This is a genomic window from Endozoicomonas sp., from assembly GCF_965196975.1.
In the GTDB taxonomy this organism is placed as follows: Bacteria; Pseudomonadota; Gammaproteobacteria; order Pseudomonadales; family Endozoicomonadaceae; genus Endozoicomonas.
In genome coordinates this window covers 2,571,733-2,590,118 of record NZ_OZ239981.1, presented here as the reverse complement: position 1 = coordinate 2,590,118, position 18,386 = coordinate 2,571,733, and the positions used below count along the sequence as shown (strand labels likewise).

The window sequence follows — 18,386 nt, the reverse complement described above, 5'->3', positions numbered from 1 at the left end:
CTAATAAAGGGTGACCTATGAGATACGAGGCATACGATTTCTATAATAAAAGTGCCAGCGCCATGCACAATATATATGGCCTTATACTGGATATTGGCACCCACCCACTCAATCCATACAGTCATACTCCCATTGGGCGAACGACCAACGCTGCGTTGGAGTTTGCAATGCGCCTGACCAAGAGTTATGAAAAGCTTGATTTTGATATTGATAGCGTGTTGATCAATGATAAAACTGTTCGCGTCCGAGAGGAGGTTGTGCTCTCAAAATCCTTTTGCGAGTTAGTCCATTTCAAGCGAGTAGGAAGGGAAGATAAAAACAAGGTCCTACTGGTAGCACCGTTGTCAGGCCATCACGCCACGCTGTTGAAGGGCACGGTGGAAGGACTCTTGCCCGATCATGAGGTCTACGTTACTGACTGGTTAGACGCTCGGGAAGTACCTTTAGATGAAGGAGCATTTACCTTTGACCTTCATGTCAGTTATCTGATCGATTTTCTTCAGTTCCTTGGTCAGGACGTTCATTTGGTTGCCATCTGTCAGCCAGCGGTGCAGGCACTGATTGCCACTGCCGTGATGGCGGAAGAAAAAAGTACCTCTACACCAAAAACCTTGACGCTAATGGCGGGCCCCATTGATGTCAGTAAAAATCCTACCCGTGTTAATAAATATTCCCAAGAGCACAGTATGGATTGGTTTCGTGGATTTGCCATTATGACGGTGCCGCCAGGTTACCCCGGTGAAGGACGCGAAGTCTACCCAGGCTTCCTGCAGTTGGGCGGTTTTTTATCGATGAATCTTGACATGCATATTTCTAAGTACCTGGGTTTTTTTCAGAACTTGCTTGAGGGCGATGAGGAAGACGCTGATTGTTTCCGAGCCTTCTACGATGAATATATGGCCGTATTAGACATCCCCGCAGAATTTTATTTGGAAACTATAGAACGTGTTTTTAAAGCTAATGCGTTGGCTCGCAACTCCATCACCTACAATGGCAAGTCCGTCAATTTTGGGGCGATCAATAATACGGCTCTACTGACGGTTGAAGGTGCTAGTGATGATGTCTGTGGCATAGGACAAACGCAAGCGGCGCACGCTCTGTGTAAAAACATACCCGAGACAATGCGCTGTCATCACTTGCAGGAGGGGGCTGGCCACTATGGGATTTTCAGCGGCTCCAGGTTTCGAAAGTATGTACGTCCTTTGGTGACTGAATTTATTCACGATTACAGTTGAGGGTGGAATAAACTCATGAGTTTGAGTGAGCAACACGCGAATAGGCCTGTCGCACTGGTGACCGGTGGGGCAAGTGGTATAGGTGCCGCTATTGCCAGAGAGCTAGCCCGCGATGGTTTTTATGTAGTGATCAGCGATATCGACCTGAAGGCAGCAGAGAGTATAGTCGCAACTATATGTGAGCATGGCGGTAGTGCATCAGCTTTGTATTTAGATGTTACCCATCAAGAAAGTATCGATGCTTGTAGAAAAAACATCAAGGGAGAATTTACTCGACTTGATGTGTTGGTCAATAACGCGGGCATTCAGCATGTGGCAAAGTTGGAAGAATTTCCTGTCGATAAATGGCAGCTGGTTATCGATGTGCTATTGGTAGGACCTGCCATGTTGACCCGCGCTTTTTTGCCAATGATGAAAGAACAAAAATATGGGCGCATTGTGAATATAGGCTCAATTCACGGTTTGATCGCATCACCCTATAAGAGCGCCTATATCGCAGCGAAGCACGGTCTGCTCGGTTTTAGTAAAACCATTGCGTTAGAAGTGGCCGAGTACGACATCACCATTAACACTATTTGTCCAGCCTATGTAAAAACGCCGCTAGTGGAAAAGCAGATTGCTGACCAGGCTAAGTACTACGGTATCAGCGAAGATGAAGTGATCAGTAAGATTATGCTGGCCCCGATGCCGAAGCAAAGTTTTATTTCTTTGGAAGAGGTTACTGGTAGCGTTTTGTTTTTGTTGAACCCAGTGAGCCGAAATATGACGGGGCAGACAATAGTGTTGGATGGAGCCTGGACCGCCCGCTAATTCATCGGCTTATTTTTCCTCATTATCTGAGTCTTGGTGGGTGAATTTTTGCCAAGTGTCGAGGTTTTGTTCCATGATTTTACTGATCATGCCGATAGGACCAGCATCAATCATATTTTTAAGCAAGCCTTGCATCGTATCCTGTTGCTTGAGGAAGTGGTTCAGACTCTGCTCCAGGTATTGACGTAAAAAAACTTGCATATCATCGCCGTAAAAACGAATCAGTTGTTTCAGCAACGTATCTGTAAGCAATGATTGCTCGTTACTACTCTCCTGTTCACTGATGATCTGCAGGAGAATGCTCTTGGTGATGTCATCGCCAGTTTTAGAATCAACTACTGCAAAGTCAATATGCTCCAGAGTTAATAATTTTACATAGTCAAGATTAACGTACTGACTCTGAGATGTGTCGTACAATCGTCGGTTGGGATACTTTTTGATTGTGATCAAAGCCAGCTCCTACATGGTGAAGGTTGAAGAAAACATTAAGGGAGCAGGTAACTTCAAAGTAGCGGTTCCCTCAATATCCCGTTGGAGGATAAATTCACAGCATAAAAAACCACGATTATGATGGATCGTGGCATTAATGAGAATACTGATTGGTCAATAATTACAGGCGATATCAATCTTGATATTGTTTTAAATCCGCACTTTTACATAGCTACCAGGAGCGGGTTCCAGCGCTGGAAAATCTGGATGTATCCCAACTTTCTGAGCATCGACTTTGTCACCTGAAAGGCCTGCCAGCCAATGATACCAGTCGCACCACCAGGAGCCCTCCACCTTGGTGGCCTCGTTTAGCCAAGCGTGGGGATCTTCCGGTAAACCTTCATTGCCGACACTGCTGTCGCAGGCCCAGTAAGGGTATTTACCCGATTCAGCGGGGTTGATAATGCCAGCAATATGGCCGGAGCCAGCTAAGATGAAGCGCTTCATGGCTGCCTGGCGGCTGATTCCGTCGCCAAGACGGCGAGCACTTTGGTAGGCGCTTTCCCAAAGAACAATGTGATCAGCTTTAGGGGCTACAAAGTAAGTGGGTAGGTTTATCGTAGACAGATTGATGGGTACCTCATTGAGGATCACGCTACCGGCCTCAACAAAGCAGTTGTTGAGATAGGCGTTGCGAATATAGAAGTTAAAGGTATTGGCGGGCAAGTTGGTTGCATCGCTGTTCCAGTATAAGATATCAAATGCGGAGGGTGTTTCCCCTTTGAGATAGTTGTTAATATAAAATGGCCAGTAGAGGTTATTTTCACGCAAAAGACTAAAGCTCATACCCAGAATACGACCATCCAGCACACCATGAGTGCCAGTCTCTTTTTCTAAATGGGATAATATTTGTTCGGAGATAAAATTTCCTATTTCTCCTGGCTCATCGTAGTCGAGAAGGGTCGTGAAAAATGTCATGCTGTTGATACGTTCGTCGCCAATATTTTGCAGGTAAGATTGCGTAGTGGCCAGCAGCATACCACCAACGCAATAACCAGCGGTGTTGATCTTATTCTCTCCCGTGATAGCTTCCACTGCATCAAGAGCTGCCACCGGACCTTGAAGCATGTAATCGTCAAACTGCTTATCAGCCATTTGCGCCGATGGATTGACCCAGGAAATCATAAAGACGGTGAAACCCTGTTTAACGAGCCAGTGCACCATCGATTTTTTATGATCGAGGTCAAGAATGTAGTACTTGTTGATAAACGGTGGCACAAACAACAGTGGTCGCTGTAGGCATTTTTTGGTATCCGGAGTGTATTGAATTAACTGCATCAGGTCATTTTGGTAGATCACTTCACCTGGTGTGGCGGCAAGATTTGTACCGAGTTCAAAAGCCTCAAGATCCGTTTGCAAAATATTCAAAGCATCGGCTGGGCTTTGTTTGAGGTCACGAACTAGATTTTCCATGCCTTTTAGTAAGTTGGAGCCCTTGCTTTTGAGGATTTCGCGGCAAACTTCCGGGTTACTGTATGCGAAGTTCGCAGGTGAAAGAGCACTGACAAACTGACGGGTGAAGAACTTCGTTTGTTGCTTGAATTGGGGATCTTTAAATTCAAACTGCTCGACGAGATCTTCCAGCATTTTTGCGTTTAACAGATAGGCTTGTTTTAAGAAGTAAAACACAGGCTCTGTGTTCCAGTCACTATCCTGAAAACGAGGGTCGCGCTCGCCCTCGTCAGTAAATTGAGACAGGGTCTGTTTTTTAAAAAAAGCCTGGCCAACTTGTTGCCAAAGCTGCCGCTGATTTTCCATAAAATCCATCTGAAGCTTAATCAGTTGAGCTGCGTCCATTTGTACGGGTTGCTCTCGCCACTGTTTAATCAGATTTTCGAGGATAGCCTTGGGGGTTAACCGGTCGTGCCGGTTTCGCATGGCATGGGAGAGACTATTATCCAGAAGGTTTAAGAACCCTTCAGCTACTTCTTTCACTAGGGGGCTGCTGAATAGCTGCTCGAAGTGATCACTCTGGTTTACCAACCTTACCTCCTCCCAATTAATGCCCCCCAAAGTATTGAGGTACTTAGGTGTCAGCGAATCAATAAGTATCGACTGTCGATTAGTACATGTGTTGGCCGCCGTTAACAGAGAGTGTAGAACCGGTGATAAAACCAGCGTCATCGCTGACTAAGAAGGCCGCTGCTCGGGCAATATCTTTAGGTGTACCCAGTCGACCAACGGGAATACTATCGGTGATTTTTTCCAAGATGGCTTCAGGTAACGCGCGAACCATATCGGTGTCAACATAACCCGGGGTGATGGCGTTGACGGTGATGCCTTTGGCCGCACTTTCAAGCGCCAGTGCTTTGGTGAAGCCCTGTATACCGGATTTTGCAGCGGCGTAATTGACTTGGCCGTATTGGCCTGACTGCCCATTGACTGAACCAATATTGACAATACGACCAAAATTCCTGGAACGCATATTTTCGATCACGGCCTTACAGGTATTGAAGCAAGAGGCAAGGTTGGTTTGAATGACGGCGTCCCACTGTTCGACGTCCATTCGGTGCATGGTTTTATCGCGTGTAATGCCTGCGTTGTTGATAAGGATATCAGTAGGGCCGAAGTCTACTTCGATCTGCGAGATACCCTTTTGGGTGGCTGCAAAGTTACTTACATCAAACTTAATAACAGGGATACCGGTACGATCCATAAATGCTTGTGCTGCTTGATCATTGCTTACGTAATTTGCAATAACGGTGTAACCTAGGTCTTTGAGGTGAGTACTGATTGTTTCACCAATTCCTCGAGTACCACCTGTCACGATCGCTATTTTGCTCAATTGTATCGCCTCCAAATCACGATAATAAATATCAAGTATTTATAGATAAAGCCAAATGCTATAAGCAAGTTTGCAATAAATCGGTTTAAGCGTGTTTTCGCCTATCCCTCTCTAGGGAGTTAACCAAGTAAAATCATATTTTCTAATTGAGTAAGGCTGGCTCACATATACAATTTCAGTTGGTTGTACATATTCTGTCAGTCCAGTGTACAAGCATTAACCAGTAAAAAATTCGTACTAAAAAATTATAGACGTCTTTAATCGTTTAGGTTCTATTTGATATACTTTCATATATATACTTACGCGATGTGCGACTTTGTCTGAAACTATCTCAAATTACTAGCCCGGATATTTCATAAACTGCCCCGAATCTCGGGCAGGACTTTGTCGCCCTAAGGGATTTTGTGAGGGAGTGCCGTACCGGGGAGTACGGTCGACCGAGCAAAACTCCCTTAGGGCGGCAAAGGACAAGCGAGAACGGGAGCACGTTTATGAAATATCCGGGCTAGCATGATGGTAAGTCCAAGTTGTATCTTCAAAATCACGCAATTATTTGCTTTCCGTTTTTTAATCTTCGGAAATAAGGTTCTCAAACTGTATTGCAGGACGACCAGCAATTATATTCAGATAAGAACCAATATTATGTGCCAGTAACTTCCGAGCGATACGTGATGTCATATGCCATCTATCTCGACAATGGCACTTTTCTATTTCAAAGCGCTCTGTCAATTGACCTATCACTGTTTCTATTCTCCGTCGTACCCGTAATACCAGCTTTACAAACGACTTCGGACGTTCATCTTGCATGTTTTTTCTCAGTGGCGTCTGAAGATCAATACCTAATTCCTGACAATCAGCTTTAAACTCAGGCCTTATATAGCCCTTATCGCCAAGCAAGAGGCCAGAAATGGTCTCGAGCATGTCATAGGCTGCATCACGCTCATCTACGTTCGCTGCGGTCAGAGTAAAACCCACAGGAATCCCTCGTGCTTCAACCAGCAAATGCCCCTGAAAGCCATAGAACTTCTTGTCCTTGGAAGCGCAGTAACCATAACCAGCCTCAGCTTTAAAGATACGGCTCTGTGGTGCACGGGTTCTGACGACAACATCAATCGGAAAACCATCGATTAAATGGATATCTGCATTATCTGCATGCATCATCTGGACTATACGAATTTGCAGTCGTTGTTTCACATGCCATAAGTTGGCGGCCTGTTTGACAAATGCCGAGCGTGAAGGAATGTCAGGAAACAGGTGTCGCCAGTGTCGGGTAAAATACTTCCAAATCTCAGTGTCCTTATGATGCCCAAGCCATTCACCGACAACTTCCATGGTGATCGCTTCACTATCAGTGAGCTTTGGTGGAAACCCTCGAAGTCGCAGTGGTACAGGAAAAAGCTCTTTTACCAAATCGTCGATCAAGCAGTAGACTGTAGTGATAAACTCTTCAACGGGCATGACTGAAACCTTCTTTGCTTTCTACTGCTTTTAATAGCAGAAAGCAGGATCAGTCATGTCTCCTTATGCAAACCTAAAAGTCGCACATGGCGTATATACTTACAATTTCTTTAAAAAAGTAGCATCTGGAATTTTCTGAAAATATCGAGAGAGTGAGTCTATAAAACAGAAGTCGGTAGTCGTATAAATAAAGTGCGAACAACCCAGTCCATTTCATAAGTTGATGGGTTAATCCTTTTCAAACTGGCCTGCTTCTCAGGTTTTGATGGAAAAGTCTCTAATATTCACACACAAATGGTAATATCTTACAGTTTTCGGGCGGGTCAACCCTATGCCCGAATCATTTGACCAAACCTGACGATATTCGCCAGCCCAAACAGTATTGCCAGCTTGTTGTCGTTTTTCTCAAGCCCTTTTTAGATGGCTTTCACAAAACCAAACTGGCATTTGATGATTCTGAAGGGATGCTCCAAAAATGCCCTGATACTGGCCTTGTTGTATTCCAATTTCAATGCATCATTATTCTTTCGAGGGTGCTTTTTCAGCTCTTTGAGCCGGGATGGAATTTCAGCGATAAACCACTCAGCAGACACATCCTGCAACTCGGGGCGTTGTTCTGCTCCATGGTAACCGGAATCACTGAATATAAACTGCTCAACCCATGGAGCAGTTCTCCTGTCTGATTGAGATCATGCTCATTGGCAGAAGTGGTTGTAAGACTATGAGTCAGCACGGTACAGGCATCAACGCCAATGTGAGCCTTCATACCGAAGTGCTACTGATTAACCTTTTTAGTCTGGTGCATATCAGGATCACGCTGCTTATCTTTATTTTTGGTCGACGTCGGTGCTTCGATAATGGTGGCATCCACCAGGGTGCCTTCTTTCAGGATGACACCAGAGTCCGTAAGCCAGTTATTAATCTCAGTAAAAATCGCTCGCCCCAGCTGGTGTTTTTCGAGCAAGTGCCGGAAGTTCATGATGGTTGTGCGATCAGGGATGGCTTTGTCCAGCGATAATCCGGCAAACAGACGCATGGATGAAATTTCGTGCAATGAATCTTCCATGCCCTCGTTGCTGAGACTGTACCACTGCTGGAGGTAATGAATACGAACCATCACCTCCAGTAGGTAAGGGCGACGACCATTACCAGGCTTTGGGTAATAAGGCTCAATGACACTGATAATTCTTTGCCATGGCACAAGCTTTTCCATTTTGGCAAAAAAGCGCTCTTTTCGGGTTGTTCTGCGTTTTTGCAAAAACTCACTATCTGAAAAACTGAGCTGACTCATTGATAGAAACCCAAGCTGGAAGCGGTAGAAATATTATCTCATGACCCGAGACTTATTCGCACTTTCCCTAACTTTATTCCTGATGCCGGTTCCAAAAATGATTTAACTCTATTTGCTACAATTAAGCGACAGATAATGAGTAAAGAGAGTAATTATGGCTATGAAAACTACTTATGAAAGCCCTGTTGCATTTGAAACCGACCTCTCTGCCGATTTGCTCAGCAAAGCCAGAGCGCTGCATGTGGATGTCCATGCCGTGATTCAACGAGCGGTGGCAGCACAAGCGAACCTTTCCGACATTGAACGACAGATCGCCCTTGCCTGTGAACAGCAGAGCAGTCAGATTTATCATCATTTGATTGACAGTTACCCCCTGAAAGAGGTCGGCATCAGGGACTGTTACCGAAAGAGCCGGTAACTTCATCAACATAGCCTGCGCCTCATTCAGTCACGGTATGCGTGCTGTACCGGTCTTTTTTGCTTCAAGTGATACCCAGGTTTGATTCGTTGATCATTTCACGGAGAGACTCGTTGATTGCCTTTCAGGCTACAGGCCTCGTGGGAGGCGTGCATTTGTATTCATGGAACCAAGGAGGCGGTTGTGTTGCCCTGCTGTCTGATCCGATCCGATGTCTTCTTTCTTCCTCTCTATCCATAACGGTGGGATGTCTACTATGTCCATTTTTGCGCAATACCAGCAACGGTATGAAGCGGTTCAACAGGAAGAGCTGAGTCTGCTGGACTATCTCAAACTCTGTAAAGAGGACCCGTCGGTCTATGCCAATGCGGCCGAGCGCATGCTGAAAGCCATTGGTGAGCCAGAAGTAATTGATACCGCCCGTGATCCGCGACTGAGCCGCATCTTCTCCAACAAGTTAATCAAACGCTACCCGGCGTTCAAAGAGTTTTACGGTATGGAAGAGGCCATTGAGCAGATGGTCTCTTATTTCAAACACGCGGCTCAGGGGCTGGAAGAGAAAAAACAGATACTCTACCTGCTTGGCCCGGTGGGAGGCGGCAAGTCTTCTCTGGCCGAAAAATTGAAGCAGTTAATGGAACGGGTACCGTTTTACGCCATCAAAGGCTCGCCGGTGTTTGAATCCCCGCTGGGGCTGTTCAATCCTGATGAGGATGGGGTTATTCTCAAGGAGGAATACGGCATTCCCGGTCGCTACCTCAATTACATCATGTCTCCCTGGGCGGTCAAACGCCTGAACGAATTTGGGGGCGACCTCACCCAGTTCCGGGTGGTTAAGCTCTACCCAAGCCGGCTGAATCAAATCGCTATTGCCAAAACCGAACCCGGTGATGAAAACAACCAGGATATTTCCAGCCTGGTGGGCAAGGTGGATATTCGCCAGCTGGAAGAGTATTCCCAGGACGATCCCGACGCCTACAGTTTTTCGGGGGCGTTGTGCCGGGCCAACCAGGGCATCATGGAATTCGTGGAGATGTTCAAGGCGCCCATCAAAGTGCTGCACCCGCTGCTGACCGCCACCCAGGAAGGCAACTACAACAGCACCGAAGGGTTGGGGGCGATTCCCTACGAGGGGATTCTGCTGGCGCACTCCAATGAGTCCGAATGGCAGTCCTTCCGGAACAACAAGACCAATGAAGCCTTCATCGATCGGGTCAACATCGTGAAGGTGCCGTACTGTGTCCGGGTCAGTGAGGAGGTGCACATTTACCAGAAGTTGCTGGAACACAGCTCGCTGAAGGCCGCGCCCTGTGCCCCGGATACCCTCAAGATGCTGGCCCAGTTTACCGTGCTGTCACGGATCAAGGAGCCGGAGAACTCTTCCATCTACTCCAAGATGAAAGTGTACGACGGCGATAACCTGAAGGACACCGACCCCAATGCCAAGCCATTGCAGGAATACCGGGATATGGCCGGGGTGGATGAAGGCATGAACGGGCTCTCTACCCGGTTTGCTTTCAAGATCCTGTCCAAAGTATTCAACTTCGATCCGACTGAAGTGGCGGCCAACCCGGTACACCTGCTTTATGTCCTGGAACAGCAGATTGAGCAGCACCAGTTTCCGGAAGAAATCCAGGACCGTTACCTCGCCTTTCTCAAAGAGTATCTGACCCCCAAATACATTGAGTTTCTTGGCAAGGAGATCCAGACCGCGTACCTTGAGTCATACTCCGAATACGGTCAGAACATCTTTGACCGCTACATTACCTACGCTGACTTCTGGATTCAGGATCAGGAATTCCGGGACCCGGATACCGGACATATTCTGGATCGGGGCGCCTTGAGCGAAGAGCTGGAAAAAATCGAAAAACCGGCGGGCATCGCCAATCCCAAGGATTTCCGCAACGAAGTGGTCAACTTTGTACTGCGGGCCCGGGCCAACCACGACGGCAAAAACCCCAGCTGGTTAAGCTACGAGAAGATGCGTACCGTCATTGAGAAGAAAATGTTTTCCAATACCGAAGACCTGTTGCCGGTCATCTCTTTCAATGCCAAAGGGTCGCAGGAAGACCAGCGAAAACACGCGGACTTCGTTTCCCGTATGGTGGTCCACGGTTATACCGAGAAACAGGTACGGCTGTTGTCAGAATGGTACATCCGGGTCCGGAAGTCTCAATGATTCCGCACTGACTGACCCGCCCTGTCGCGGACCCATCGCCAGCCCCTTCAGCGGGGCTGATCCACCGAGCACTGCAGCTATCGGGAGTGCGTTCATCATGAGCCTCATCATCGACCGGCGCCTCAATGGAAAAAAGAAGAGCACCGTGAACCGGCAGCGGTTTTTGAAGCGCTACCGGCATCATGTCAAAGCCGCCGTCCAGGATGCCATTGACCAGCGTTCCATCACCGACGTTGACAGTGGCAGTGACGTCACTATTCCCAGGAAAGACCTCAGTGAGCCGTTTTTTCACCACGCACAGGGGGGGCACTGCGGCCACGTGCATCCTGGCAACCACGAGTTCCACCGTGGAGACCGCATTCAGCGGCCACCGGGTGGCGATGGACAGGGCAGCGGTACGGGGCAGGCCAGTGATGGTGGCGAAGGGGCAGATGAGTTCGTCTTCCAGATCAACCGGGACGAGTTCCTGGAATATCTGTTTGATGACCTGGAGCTGCCCAACCTGCTGAGAAAAGAACTGAAAGACAGCACCGACTATCAACTCAAACGGGCCGGGTTTACCACCGCTGGTTCCCCGGACCGGCTGAATATTGTGCGCTCACTGCGGGCTGCCCATGCCCGTCGCATCGCCCTGTCCGGTAAAGACCGGAAAGTGATCCGAACCCTGAAGCGACAACTCAGGGCCATGGAAGTGAGTCCGGACCCTGCCGATCAGCAGCAGGCCACCGCTCTTCGGGAAGAGATCAAGTCGCTCAACAAGAAGCTCAAACGACTGCCGTTTATTGACGATTTTGACCTGCGCTTTAACAACATGACCAAGGTGCCCCAGCCCTCCAGCAAGGCGGTGATGTTTTGTGTCATGGATGTTTCCGGGTCCATGACGCAGGAGATCAAGGACATGGCTAAGCGCTTTTTCCTGCTGCTCTACCTGTTCCTGGAACGCAACTACGAAGCCGTGGAAGTGGTCTTTATCCGGCACCACAGTGAGGCGAGGGAGTGTGATGAGCACGACTTCTTCTACGCCCGGGAAACCGGGGGCACCATTGTCTCAAAAGCCCTGCTGCTCACCCATGACATCATTGAACGGCGGTACCCGCCCAGCCAGTGGAATATCTACATTGCCCAGGCCTCGGACGGGGATAACTGGGGCGAAGACTCCACAAAATGTTATGACATCATCCTGGACAAGCTGTTACCGGTTTGCCAATACTTCGCCTACGTAGAGATTACCGACCTGCACCACCAGAACCTCTGGTACGAGTACGCTACCATAGCCGAATCTTACCCGGATCACTTCGCCATGCAGCACATCCACAGCTATTCGGATATCTACCCGACCTTCCGGCGTCTGTTTGAAAAAAAGGAGGGCTCTCATGTTGGTCGCTGAAGCACCAGAAAAGCACACCATCCGGCGAAAACAACCGCTGTCCACCGGGTCTGAATGGACGTTCGAACTGCTGGACCTTTACGACCGCGAGTTTGCCCGGTTGGCGGATAAATTCCGGCTGGACACCTACCCCAACCAGATTGAAGTGATCAGCTCTGAACAGATGCTGGATGCCTACTCATCGGTGGGGATGCCCCTGATGTACAATCACTGGAGTTATGGGAAAACCTTTCTCAATAACCAACAGAACTATCAGCGGGGGCGGATGGGGCTGGCTTACGAAATCGTGATCAACTCCAACCCCTGCATTGCCTACCTGATGGAAGAGAACACCATGCCCATGCAGGCCCTGGTGATCGCCCACGCCTGCTACGGCCACAACTCCTTTTTTAAAGGCAACTACCTGTTCAGGCAGTGGACGGACGCCAGCGCCATCATTGATTACCTGCTGTTTGCCAAGCACTACATCGCCCAGTGCGAGGAGAAACATGGCGTTGCAGCGGTAGAGGAGATGCTGGACGCCTGCCATGCGCTGATGAACCAGGGTGTCAACCGCTATGTTCGCCCCGCCCCGGTCTCTGCAGAACAGGAACAGGCACGCTTGCGAGAGCGTGAAGCGTACATCCAGCGCAACCTGAACGATCTCTGGCGCACCATCCCGGTCAGCGAGCAATCACAGTCGCACCAAGATGAACGGTTTCCGAAAGACCCGGAAGAGAACCTGCTCTATTTCATCGAAAAAAACGCGCCGTTGCTGGAGACCTGGCAGCGGGAGATCATCCGCATCGTGCGTAAAGTGGCGCAGTATTTCTACCCGCAACGGCAAACCCAGGTCATGAACGAGGGCTGGGCAACGTTCTGGCACTATCACCTGATGCATGAAATGTACGATGAAGGGTTGATCACCGAAGGCTTTATCCTGGAATTTCTGCATTCACACTCCAGTGTCGTGTTCCAGCCGGCCTTTGATGATCCGCGGTACAGCGGGATAAACCCCTATGCTCTGGGGTTCAATATCTTTCGGGACATCCGCAGGATCTGCGAACAGCCCACGGAAGAGGACCGTGAATGGTTCCCCGATCTGGCGGGCAGTGACTGGCTGGACGCCGTGCACTTTGCCATGAAGAACTTCAAGGACGAGGGATTCATTCTTCAATACCTCTCCCCCAGGGTTATGCGGGACATGCGCCTATTCAGCATCGATGACAACGACATCAACCCCTATCTGGAAGTGGATGCCATCCATGACGAGCAGGGCTATCGGCAGTTGCGGGAAAACCTGGCCGCCTTGTACAACCTGGGCAACCGGGAGCCCAACATACAGGTGTACGACGTGGATGTCCGGGGTGACCGCTCATTGACCCTGCGCCATTACCTGCACCAGAATCGTCCGCTGGACAGGGACAGTACCCATGAACTGCTAAAACATCTGCACCGCCTGTGGGGGTTTGATGTCAAACTGGACTCGGTAGACCAGGATAACATCGTCCAGTACACCTTTATTACGAAAAACACCGGCAGCAAAGAACAGGTTAAGGTGACGTCAAAGAAGCGGATCAACCGCTAGAGCTCACAGGCAGGATGCGTCATAGTGGGGGGGGGTGCCCGGTGCAGGTTACACCGGGACTTGGTGCTCCAACGCAAAGGTATGTCGATGAACGACGGTAGAATCATAGTTCATCGACCAATAATCGCAACCCCGGTTCTCATACACCGTGCAACTTCCGAGATTGACCGGAGTTGGCACCGGGCAGACCAGTTCACAGGAGCGTAGCGATGCCTGAAGTTACCGCCAACATGCTGAGACATGCCGCCATGAACCTGATGGTGCAGAAAAATTACACTCACGACGAGCTGGCGCAAAAACTGTCTTATCTCTCTGATAACGATGAACTCATCCTTGATGTGCTTGACCGGCTGGAAAAAGAGCGGCTGTTGAGTAATGAGCGCTACGTGGAAGGCTTCATTCAGCACAGAGCGGCCAAAGGGCAAGGCCCTTCCCGCATTGCCCAGGATCTGGAAAAAAAAGGCATTGAGCCGGAGATGATTGTCGATGCCCTGAAAGCGTCCGGAATTAACTGGCAGGACCTGGCAAAATGGGCTCGTGAACAGAAGTTTGGTCACAAACACCCAGTATCCTCCCGGGAGATCAATGAGCAAAGAGAATTTTTGCACAGCCGGGGCTTCCCACCCGAACTGCTGGCCACCCTGTTTTGATGATCAAATGAGCAGTGTCGTTTTGTCTTGTCCGTCGACGAACACCGGGCATGATGCGCAGAAAACTGACTTAATACTTCCGGTTATGACAGGCCATGTTTTAGTAAAGCAATAATCTCAAAAAAAAAAAAAAATAATAAACGACATTGCTATAGTTAAATTCACTGGAATTACGATGGGATCGTGGTGTTATTCTGATGTCTCCGGTGGTCAACCTGCGATTTATCGGCGATGACCCACTTGGCGAGGGCCAGCGAGACCATCGGTGAGATCAGAAATAATGACCTGTCCATCGGATTCCGGTACCTAACGCTTGCCATTTGAGAGTATCGACATGACGGCCTCAACATTGAAAGAAGCGGCAACCGGCATCAAACCTGCCGAAAAAAACGAACTGGCCCAGAAACTGGTGGCTGCCTACAGTGAGCAGCAGGCTATTGTGAACCAGATCAAGGCGGCCCGGTGGAACAATCAGGGAGCTCGTGCTGCTGAGTTTGCGCAGCTGCTGGCGGCTGCGGCTCCGGAAGCGGCCTGCCAGCCCTCCCAATACCAGGCTCGACAAAACCAGACGGTACAACCCTTCCCACCATCGTATCAGATTGCTGAGCGTATCAGCGTGTTCGGGCGTCGTGTGCCGTCTGACTACAACGAATTGTTTGAGTACTCCCGTATTGAAGACCCTCAAACCCAGGAGACGTATCAGAACGCTGAAGCGATAGCGAAAGCCTGTGAAACGTTCGCTCAGACCGCCCGGCATACCATCAAGCTGGCCCAGCAGGCAGACGACCCGGTCACAGCGCAAGTCATGACGGCGCAACTGCAAACGGCCGAGCAGCTGGCGACGCAATTGAGACGATTTGAGTAATGACGGGTAAGACAGATTAGGGGTCAATATAGGTTCATAAGAGATTCCGGTGTTGGTCTGCAGTCCGCACCGGTTTTTTTTCCACCAAGGCGAATTGGCAAAAAACTCCAGATGCTCGGGGCGGGTCGTGTTGTACGCCCCTTTTTTATGTCTTTCCAATTTTCTCCCGCTATGCAAGTTCCTCGACTAGGTAAGACTTGGCGATGTGTTGGCTGGTATTGGCTTTTAAGCTTTGTATGTGGCTTGGCCGAGATGGCTCATGCCGCTTCACCTTTGACACCAGGCTACTTTAACAAGCAATTTAACCAGTTAATCCGAACCACCTACCCACACTGGTGGGGGAACTGGAATTTAAGCTCCAGCATAAAGGTGGGTGCCATCGGCATTATTGATGCCACAACGGGCACATTCAGGTATTCCGGTGTCGACATAGATGACCCTGAGATAGAGTCGATCCCACTGAATAAATCGTTGGTGCTGACCAAAGGTCACGTGCAGCAATCAGGCTTGAATCTGGGGGCTGAGCTTGACGCTGTTGAGGCTTCTGGTAACGCTCAGATGACCTGGGCATTTGCCAAACGCGGATCAATGGTTGCCCAGTGGGCACTTCAAGCTCAACAGGTGATGAGAAACCCTGTTGATACCCTGCATCGAGAAATGAACATACTGAAATCGGTGGCTCATAACAACAACATGCTGGTTGATAACGGAATTATTCAGGGGTTTGGTGTGATTACCAGTGTTATCATGGCCGACGCCGGACTGTCACTGGGCTCAGAATTGAATAACTCTGAATTTCAAATCAGCGGCAGTGCTGAACTACTCAAAGGACTAACAGGTCAGGGTAGTGTGTCTGCTGGTTATTATCAAACGCATGTGAGCGGGCAAGTTGTCAGTTTTATATGGCCTTCGGATCTGACCGATGTGGTTGAGGCTGTTCCCATCGCCTTCACCTTTTCATCCATTGATGGAGAGAGAGTCATCCCGAATTGGCTCAAGCCCATCTCATTTTTTGAAATTAAAGTTAATAACCACGGCAACTATTCCATTCACGCTGACCTTGATTATGAGTGTCCTGAGACTGGTAAAACGCATCGATCCGCCAGTATCTACGCCTATTCGGGGATAACTTTAGGTGAAATTCCATTGGATGCGACTAACGTTGATCTCATACTCAATTATCGAACCATATTTTAATAATTCGGAAACAAAAAAGCATTATTTCTGGAAATCTTTGTTGGGAATATGGCCTGTGGGCAACAAAGCTATCGATATCAGTGGGCACTGGCCGCATGATCTTGAATTTACCGAAAAATAGGCTGTCAATGCTTAGTTTAAGGTAACTAACGATAAACAACTGGGTGATTTGAAATGAACGTAACCTTGGTGTCTGGCATAGTGGCAACCAGTGCCATCCTGTATTCACTGACCGCTTCGTCCGCGGACTATCGTGTAGGTAACTTCAGTCGTTTATCAGGCATACAGGCTGAAGCCATGGATGTGAATGGCGGTTTGGATGCTTTGGAACTGGGACCCTATGATCGTCTTTATGTTGATCTTACCGGTGATGAAGACCCATATGCCGAAATCATGTCAGCCTTTAATGGTGGTGCAACAATCATTCTTTCCAGTCCGGACTTCGTTCAGGCAGGTCCTGCCTCCATACAGACCATGGAGCGGATACAAAATAAATTGATTCAGTTGACGGGGGTAGCGGTGAGTGCACCGTATGTCGTCCTCAGGTCGCAAAACGGTCAACCAGAGTTTAGACTGGCAAGCAGTTCTGAAGCCCTTCAGGCACTGATCGTTGATATGGAATCTGATCTACCCAGCGCCCTCACGCAAGCCAGAGACTACGAAATACCATTTTCCATGACATCTGCCAGGAGTGTTGGGAATCATGTCCCTTACATTCCCGAGAAAAATTTCAACCTCAAGTTAACTCGACGAAACATTCGCTGCAATTTGCACGACTCTAAAGACTTCAACGGAACCATGGATTATTGCCAAGGTGATGCCTCCATTGATGTCAATGTTAATGTATCCATGATCCGTTCAGTGGTTGCACCGAAACCCGATCACTCAGGTAACACACGAAATGTCAAACTGGTGAGATTTTCCGTTTCTGATGGGAATACCGGTGCCGGCATACATCTCAGGGATCGTTTACTTCAGGAGAATGCCTGGAAGCAAAGCAACATTCACAGACATACCCGTCTTGGCCCCTTTGCGCACTCTTATTCAATGAGCGTTGAGCCGGTCAGTGGTGTTCAACCGACAATTATGTCAGGGCTTCCAAGTAACGAAAATCCTGAGTATAACCACCAACAGGTCAGTACCGTCAGCATCGGTGTTAATGGTAAGGTCGGTGCTGAACTGAGTGCTGAAGGACCAAAAGGCTCTGCTGAAGTGGGTGCCTCCTTTGGACTCTCGATGTCACGATCGCTCTCCTGGGATACAAAGGAGTACCGAATCAGAAACAGCAGCAGTCAGAATAATTTTTCCGTTACTTGGGAGCGGAGTCTTGACGAATGTCAATTACTACTGAGGAATGAGTTGGGGTGCTATTTTACCGCCGGTATTGCCTGGGGCGGCAAGATGTGGGATGAAAACAAAATTAACCCTATAGCGTACAGCAACTTCGTACCTAACATGGACGTAGTGTATGAAGTATCGCCAGAGCAAAACGGCACCACCAAATTCCTTGTGACGGCGGCCACAAATATTAAGGCTCAGTTTGGCTATGTTGGCTGGGACTTTCTGTTTGGCTGGTACCAACCCGCAGGTGCTTCCAGCCTGACCCAGTCCACTCAGGCGTTTGTAACCGTTGATTGGTCTCACCCCATATTTGAGCCTGAAGCACATGTAAAACTTCGGTCACTGTATGCTGATAACCTTTGCCTGACAAACCAGAATGGACAGATTATCGCTAAGGCGTGCGTACCCAATAATCGCCATCAAACCTGGGGGCTTGATGCTAAAGAACGTTATAAAAGCCGAAGTGGCAACAACCAGTGTTTGGGTATAGATGATAATAACGGCCTTTATGTCGGCACCTGTAATGAAAATCTGAGTCAGAAGTGGTATTGGGAAGATGAAAAACTGGTCTCTCGTAAAATTGACGACCATGGTCATAATCTGGTTTTGCAATGGCACGGTGAAGAAAGCGATCAGATCGAAGTCATTTCTGAACCTTTGTCAGATGGCCTGAATTCGTCATGGCGAAATGAATTAAGTGTATTGATGTGACTG

Annotated in this window: 14 protein-coding genes and 1 pseudogene; 10 read left to right on the top strand and 5 right to left on the bottom strand. The window is 48.7% G+C overall.

Translation table 11 applies throughout. The annotated features are described in order from the left end of the window. Window positions 1-17 precede the first annotated feature (17 nt). Entirely contained in the window at window positions 18-1,235 is a 1,218-nt protein-coding gene (locus ACOCLE_RS11560; RefSeq protein ID WP_256493248.1) for a polyhydroxyalkanoate depolymerase, read from the top strand. A 15-nt stretch (window positions 1,236-1,250) separates the two neighbouring features. After that, window positions 1,251-2,045: a 3-hydroxybutyrate dehydrogenase gene (locus tag ACOCLE_RS11555; RefSeq protein ID WP_419533932.1), complete on the top strand. Its 795-nt coding sequence runs from the start codon at window positions 1,251-1,253 to the stop codon at window positions 2,043-2,045. A 9-nt stretch (window positions 2,046-2,054) separates the two neighbouring features. On the opposite strand, the gene phaR is transcribed toward ACOCLE_RS11555, so the two are convergent. From phaR to ACOCLE_RS11530, 5 genes and pseudogenes are all read right to left on the bottom strand, one after another. Next, a complete protein-coding gene (gene phaR, locus ACOCLE_RS11550) occupies window positions 2,055-2,495 on the bottom strand; it encodes a polyhydroxyalkanoate synthesis repressor PhaR (RefSeq protein WP_066016645.1) in 441 nt (146 codons plus the stop codon). Window positions 2,496-2,684: 189 nt separating this feature from the next. Then, window positions 2,685-4,517, bottom strand: a complete 1,833-nt coding sequence (gene phaC / locus ACOCLE_RS11545; RefSeq protein ID WP_419533931.1) for a class I poly(R)-hydroxyalkanoic acid synthase — start codon at window positions 4,515-4,517, stop codon at window positions 2,685-2,687. 79 nt (window positions 4,518-4,596) lie between these two features. Then, the gene (gene phbB, locus ACOCLE_RS11540) at window positions 4,597-5,319 is read right to left on the bottom strand and encodes an acetoacetyl-CoA reductase (RefSeq protein WP_419533930.1); all 723 of its coding nucleotides are present in this window, start codon (window positions 5,317-5,319) and stop codon (window positions 4,597-4,599) included. Between the two features lie 567 nt (window positions 5,320-5,886). After that, on the bottom strand, window positions 5,887-6,777 hold the full coding sequence (locus ACOCLE_RS11535) for an IS982 family transposase (protein WP_419533099.1): 891 nt from the start codon (window positions 6,775-6,777) through the stop codon (window positions 5,887-5,889). Window positions 6,778-7,106: 329 nt separating this feature from the next. Continuing rightward, window positions 7,107-8,068, bottom strand: a pseudogene (locus ACOCLE_RS11530) (IS5 family transposase). Between the two features lie 154 nt (window positions 8,069-8,222). Between ACOCLE_RS11530 and ACOCLE_RS11525 the strand changes: the two are divergent. From ACOCLE_RS11525 to ACOCLE_RS11490, 8 genes are all read left to right on the top strand, one after another. After that, window positions 8,223-8,486: a hypothetical protein gene (locus ACOCLE_RS11525; RefSeq protein WP_419533929.1), complete on the top strand. Its 264-nt coding sequence runs from the start codon at window positions 8,223-8,225 to the stop codon at window positions 8,484-8,486. Window positions 8,487-8,742: 256 nt separating this feature from the next. After that, window positions 8,743-10,665 carry a PrkA family serine protein kinase gene (locus ACOCLE_RS11520; protein WP_066017856.1) on the top strand — a complete coding sequence of 641 codons (1,923 nt, stop codon included), beginning with the start codon at window positions 8,743-8,745 and terminating at the stop codon, window positions 10,663-10,665. A gap of 97 nt (window positions 10,666-10,762) precedes the next feature. Continuing rightward, entirely contained in the window at window positions 10,763-12,052 is a 1,290-nt protein-coding gene (locus ACOCLE_RS11515) for a YeaH/YhbH family protein (protein ID WP_419533928.1), read from the top strand. Next, entirely contained in the window at window positions 12,039-13,619 is a 1,581-nt protein-coding gene (locus ACOCLE_RS11510; RefSeq protein ID WP_419533927.1) for a SpoVR family protein, read from the top strand. The genes ACOCLE_RS11515 and ACOCLE_RS11510 overlap by 14 nt, the downstream gene beginning before the upstream one ends. A gap of 209 nt (window positions 13,620-13,828) precedes the next feature. Beyond that, window positions 13,829-14,269 carry a regulatory protein RecX gene (locus ACOCLE_RS11505; RefSeq protein ID WP_066017859.1) on the top strand — a complete coding sequence of 147 codons (441 nt, stop codon included), beginning with the start codon at window positions 13,829-13,831 and terminating at the stop codon, window positions 14,267-14,269. Between the two features lie 313 nt (window positions 14,270-14,582). Then, window positions 14,583-15,134, top strand: a complete 552-nt coding sequence (locus ACOCLE_RS11500) for a hypothetical protein (protein ID WP_139117616.1) — start codon at window positions 14,583-14,585, stop codon at window positions 15,132-15,134. A gap of 243 nt (window positions 15,135-15,377) precedes the next feature. Continuing rightward, window positions 15,378-16,331, top strand: coding sequence for a hypothetical protein (locus ACOCLE_RS11495; protein WP_419533926.1), 954 nt, complete (start codon window positions 15,378-15,380; stop codon window positions 16,329-16,331). Window positions 16,332-16,628: 297 nt separating this feature from the next. Continuing rightward, window positions 16,629-18,383 carry a leukocidin family pore-forming toxin gene (locus tag ACOCLE_RS11490; RefSeq protein WP_419533925.1) on the top strand — a complete coding sequence of 585 codons (1,755 nt, stop codon included), beginning with the start codon at window positions 16,629-16,631 and terminating at the stop codon, window positions 18,381-18,383. Window positions 18,384-18,386: the final 3 nt, after the last annotated feature.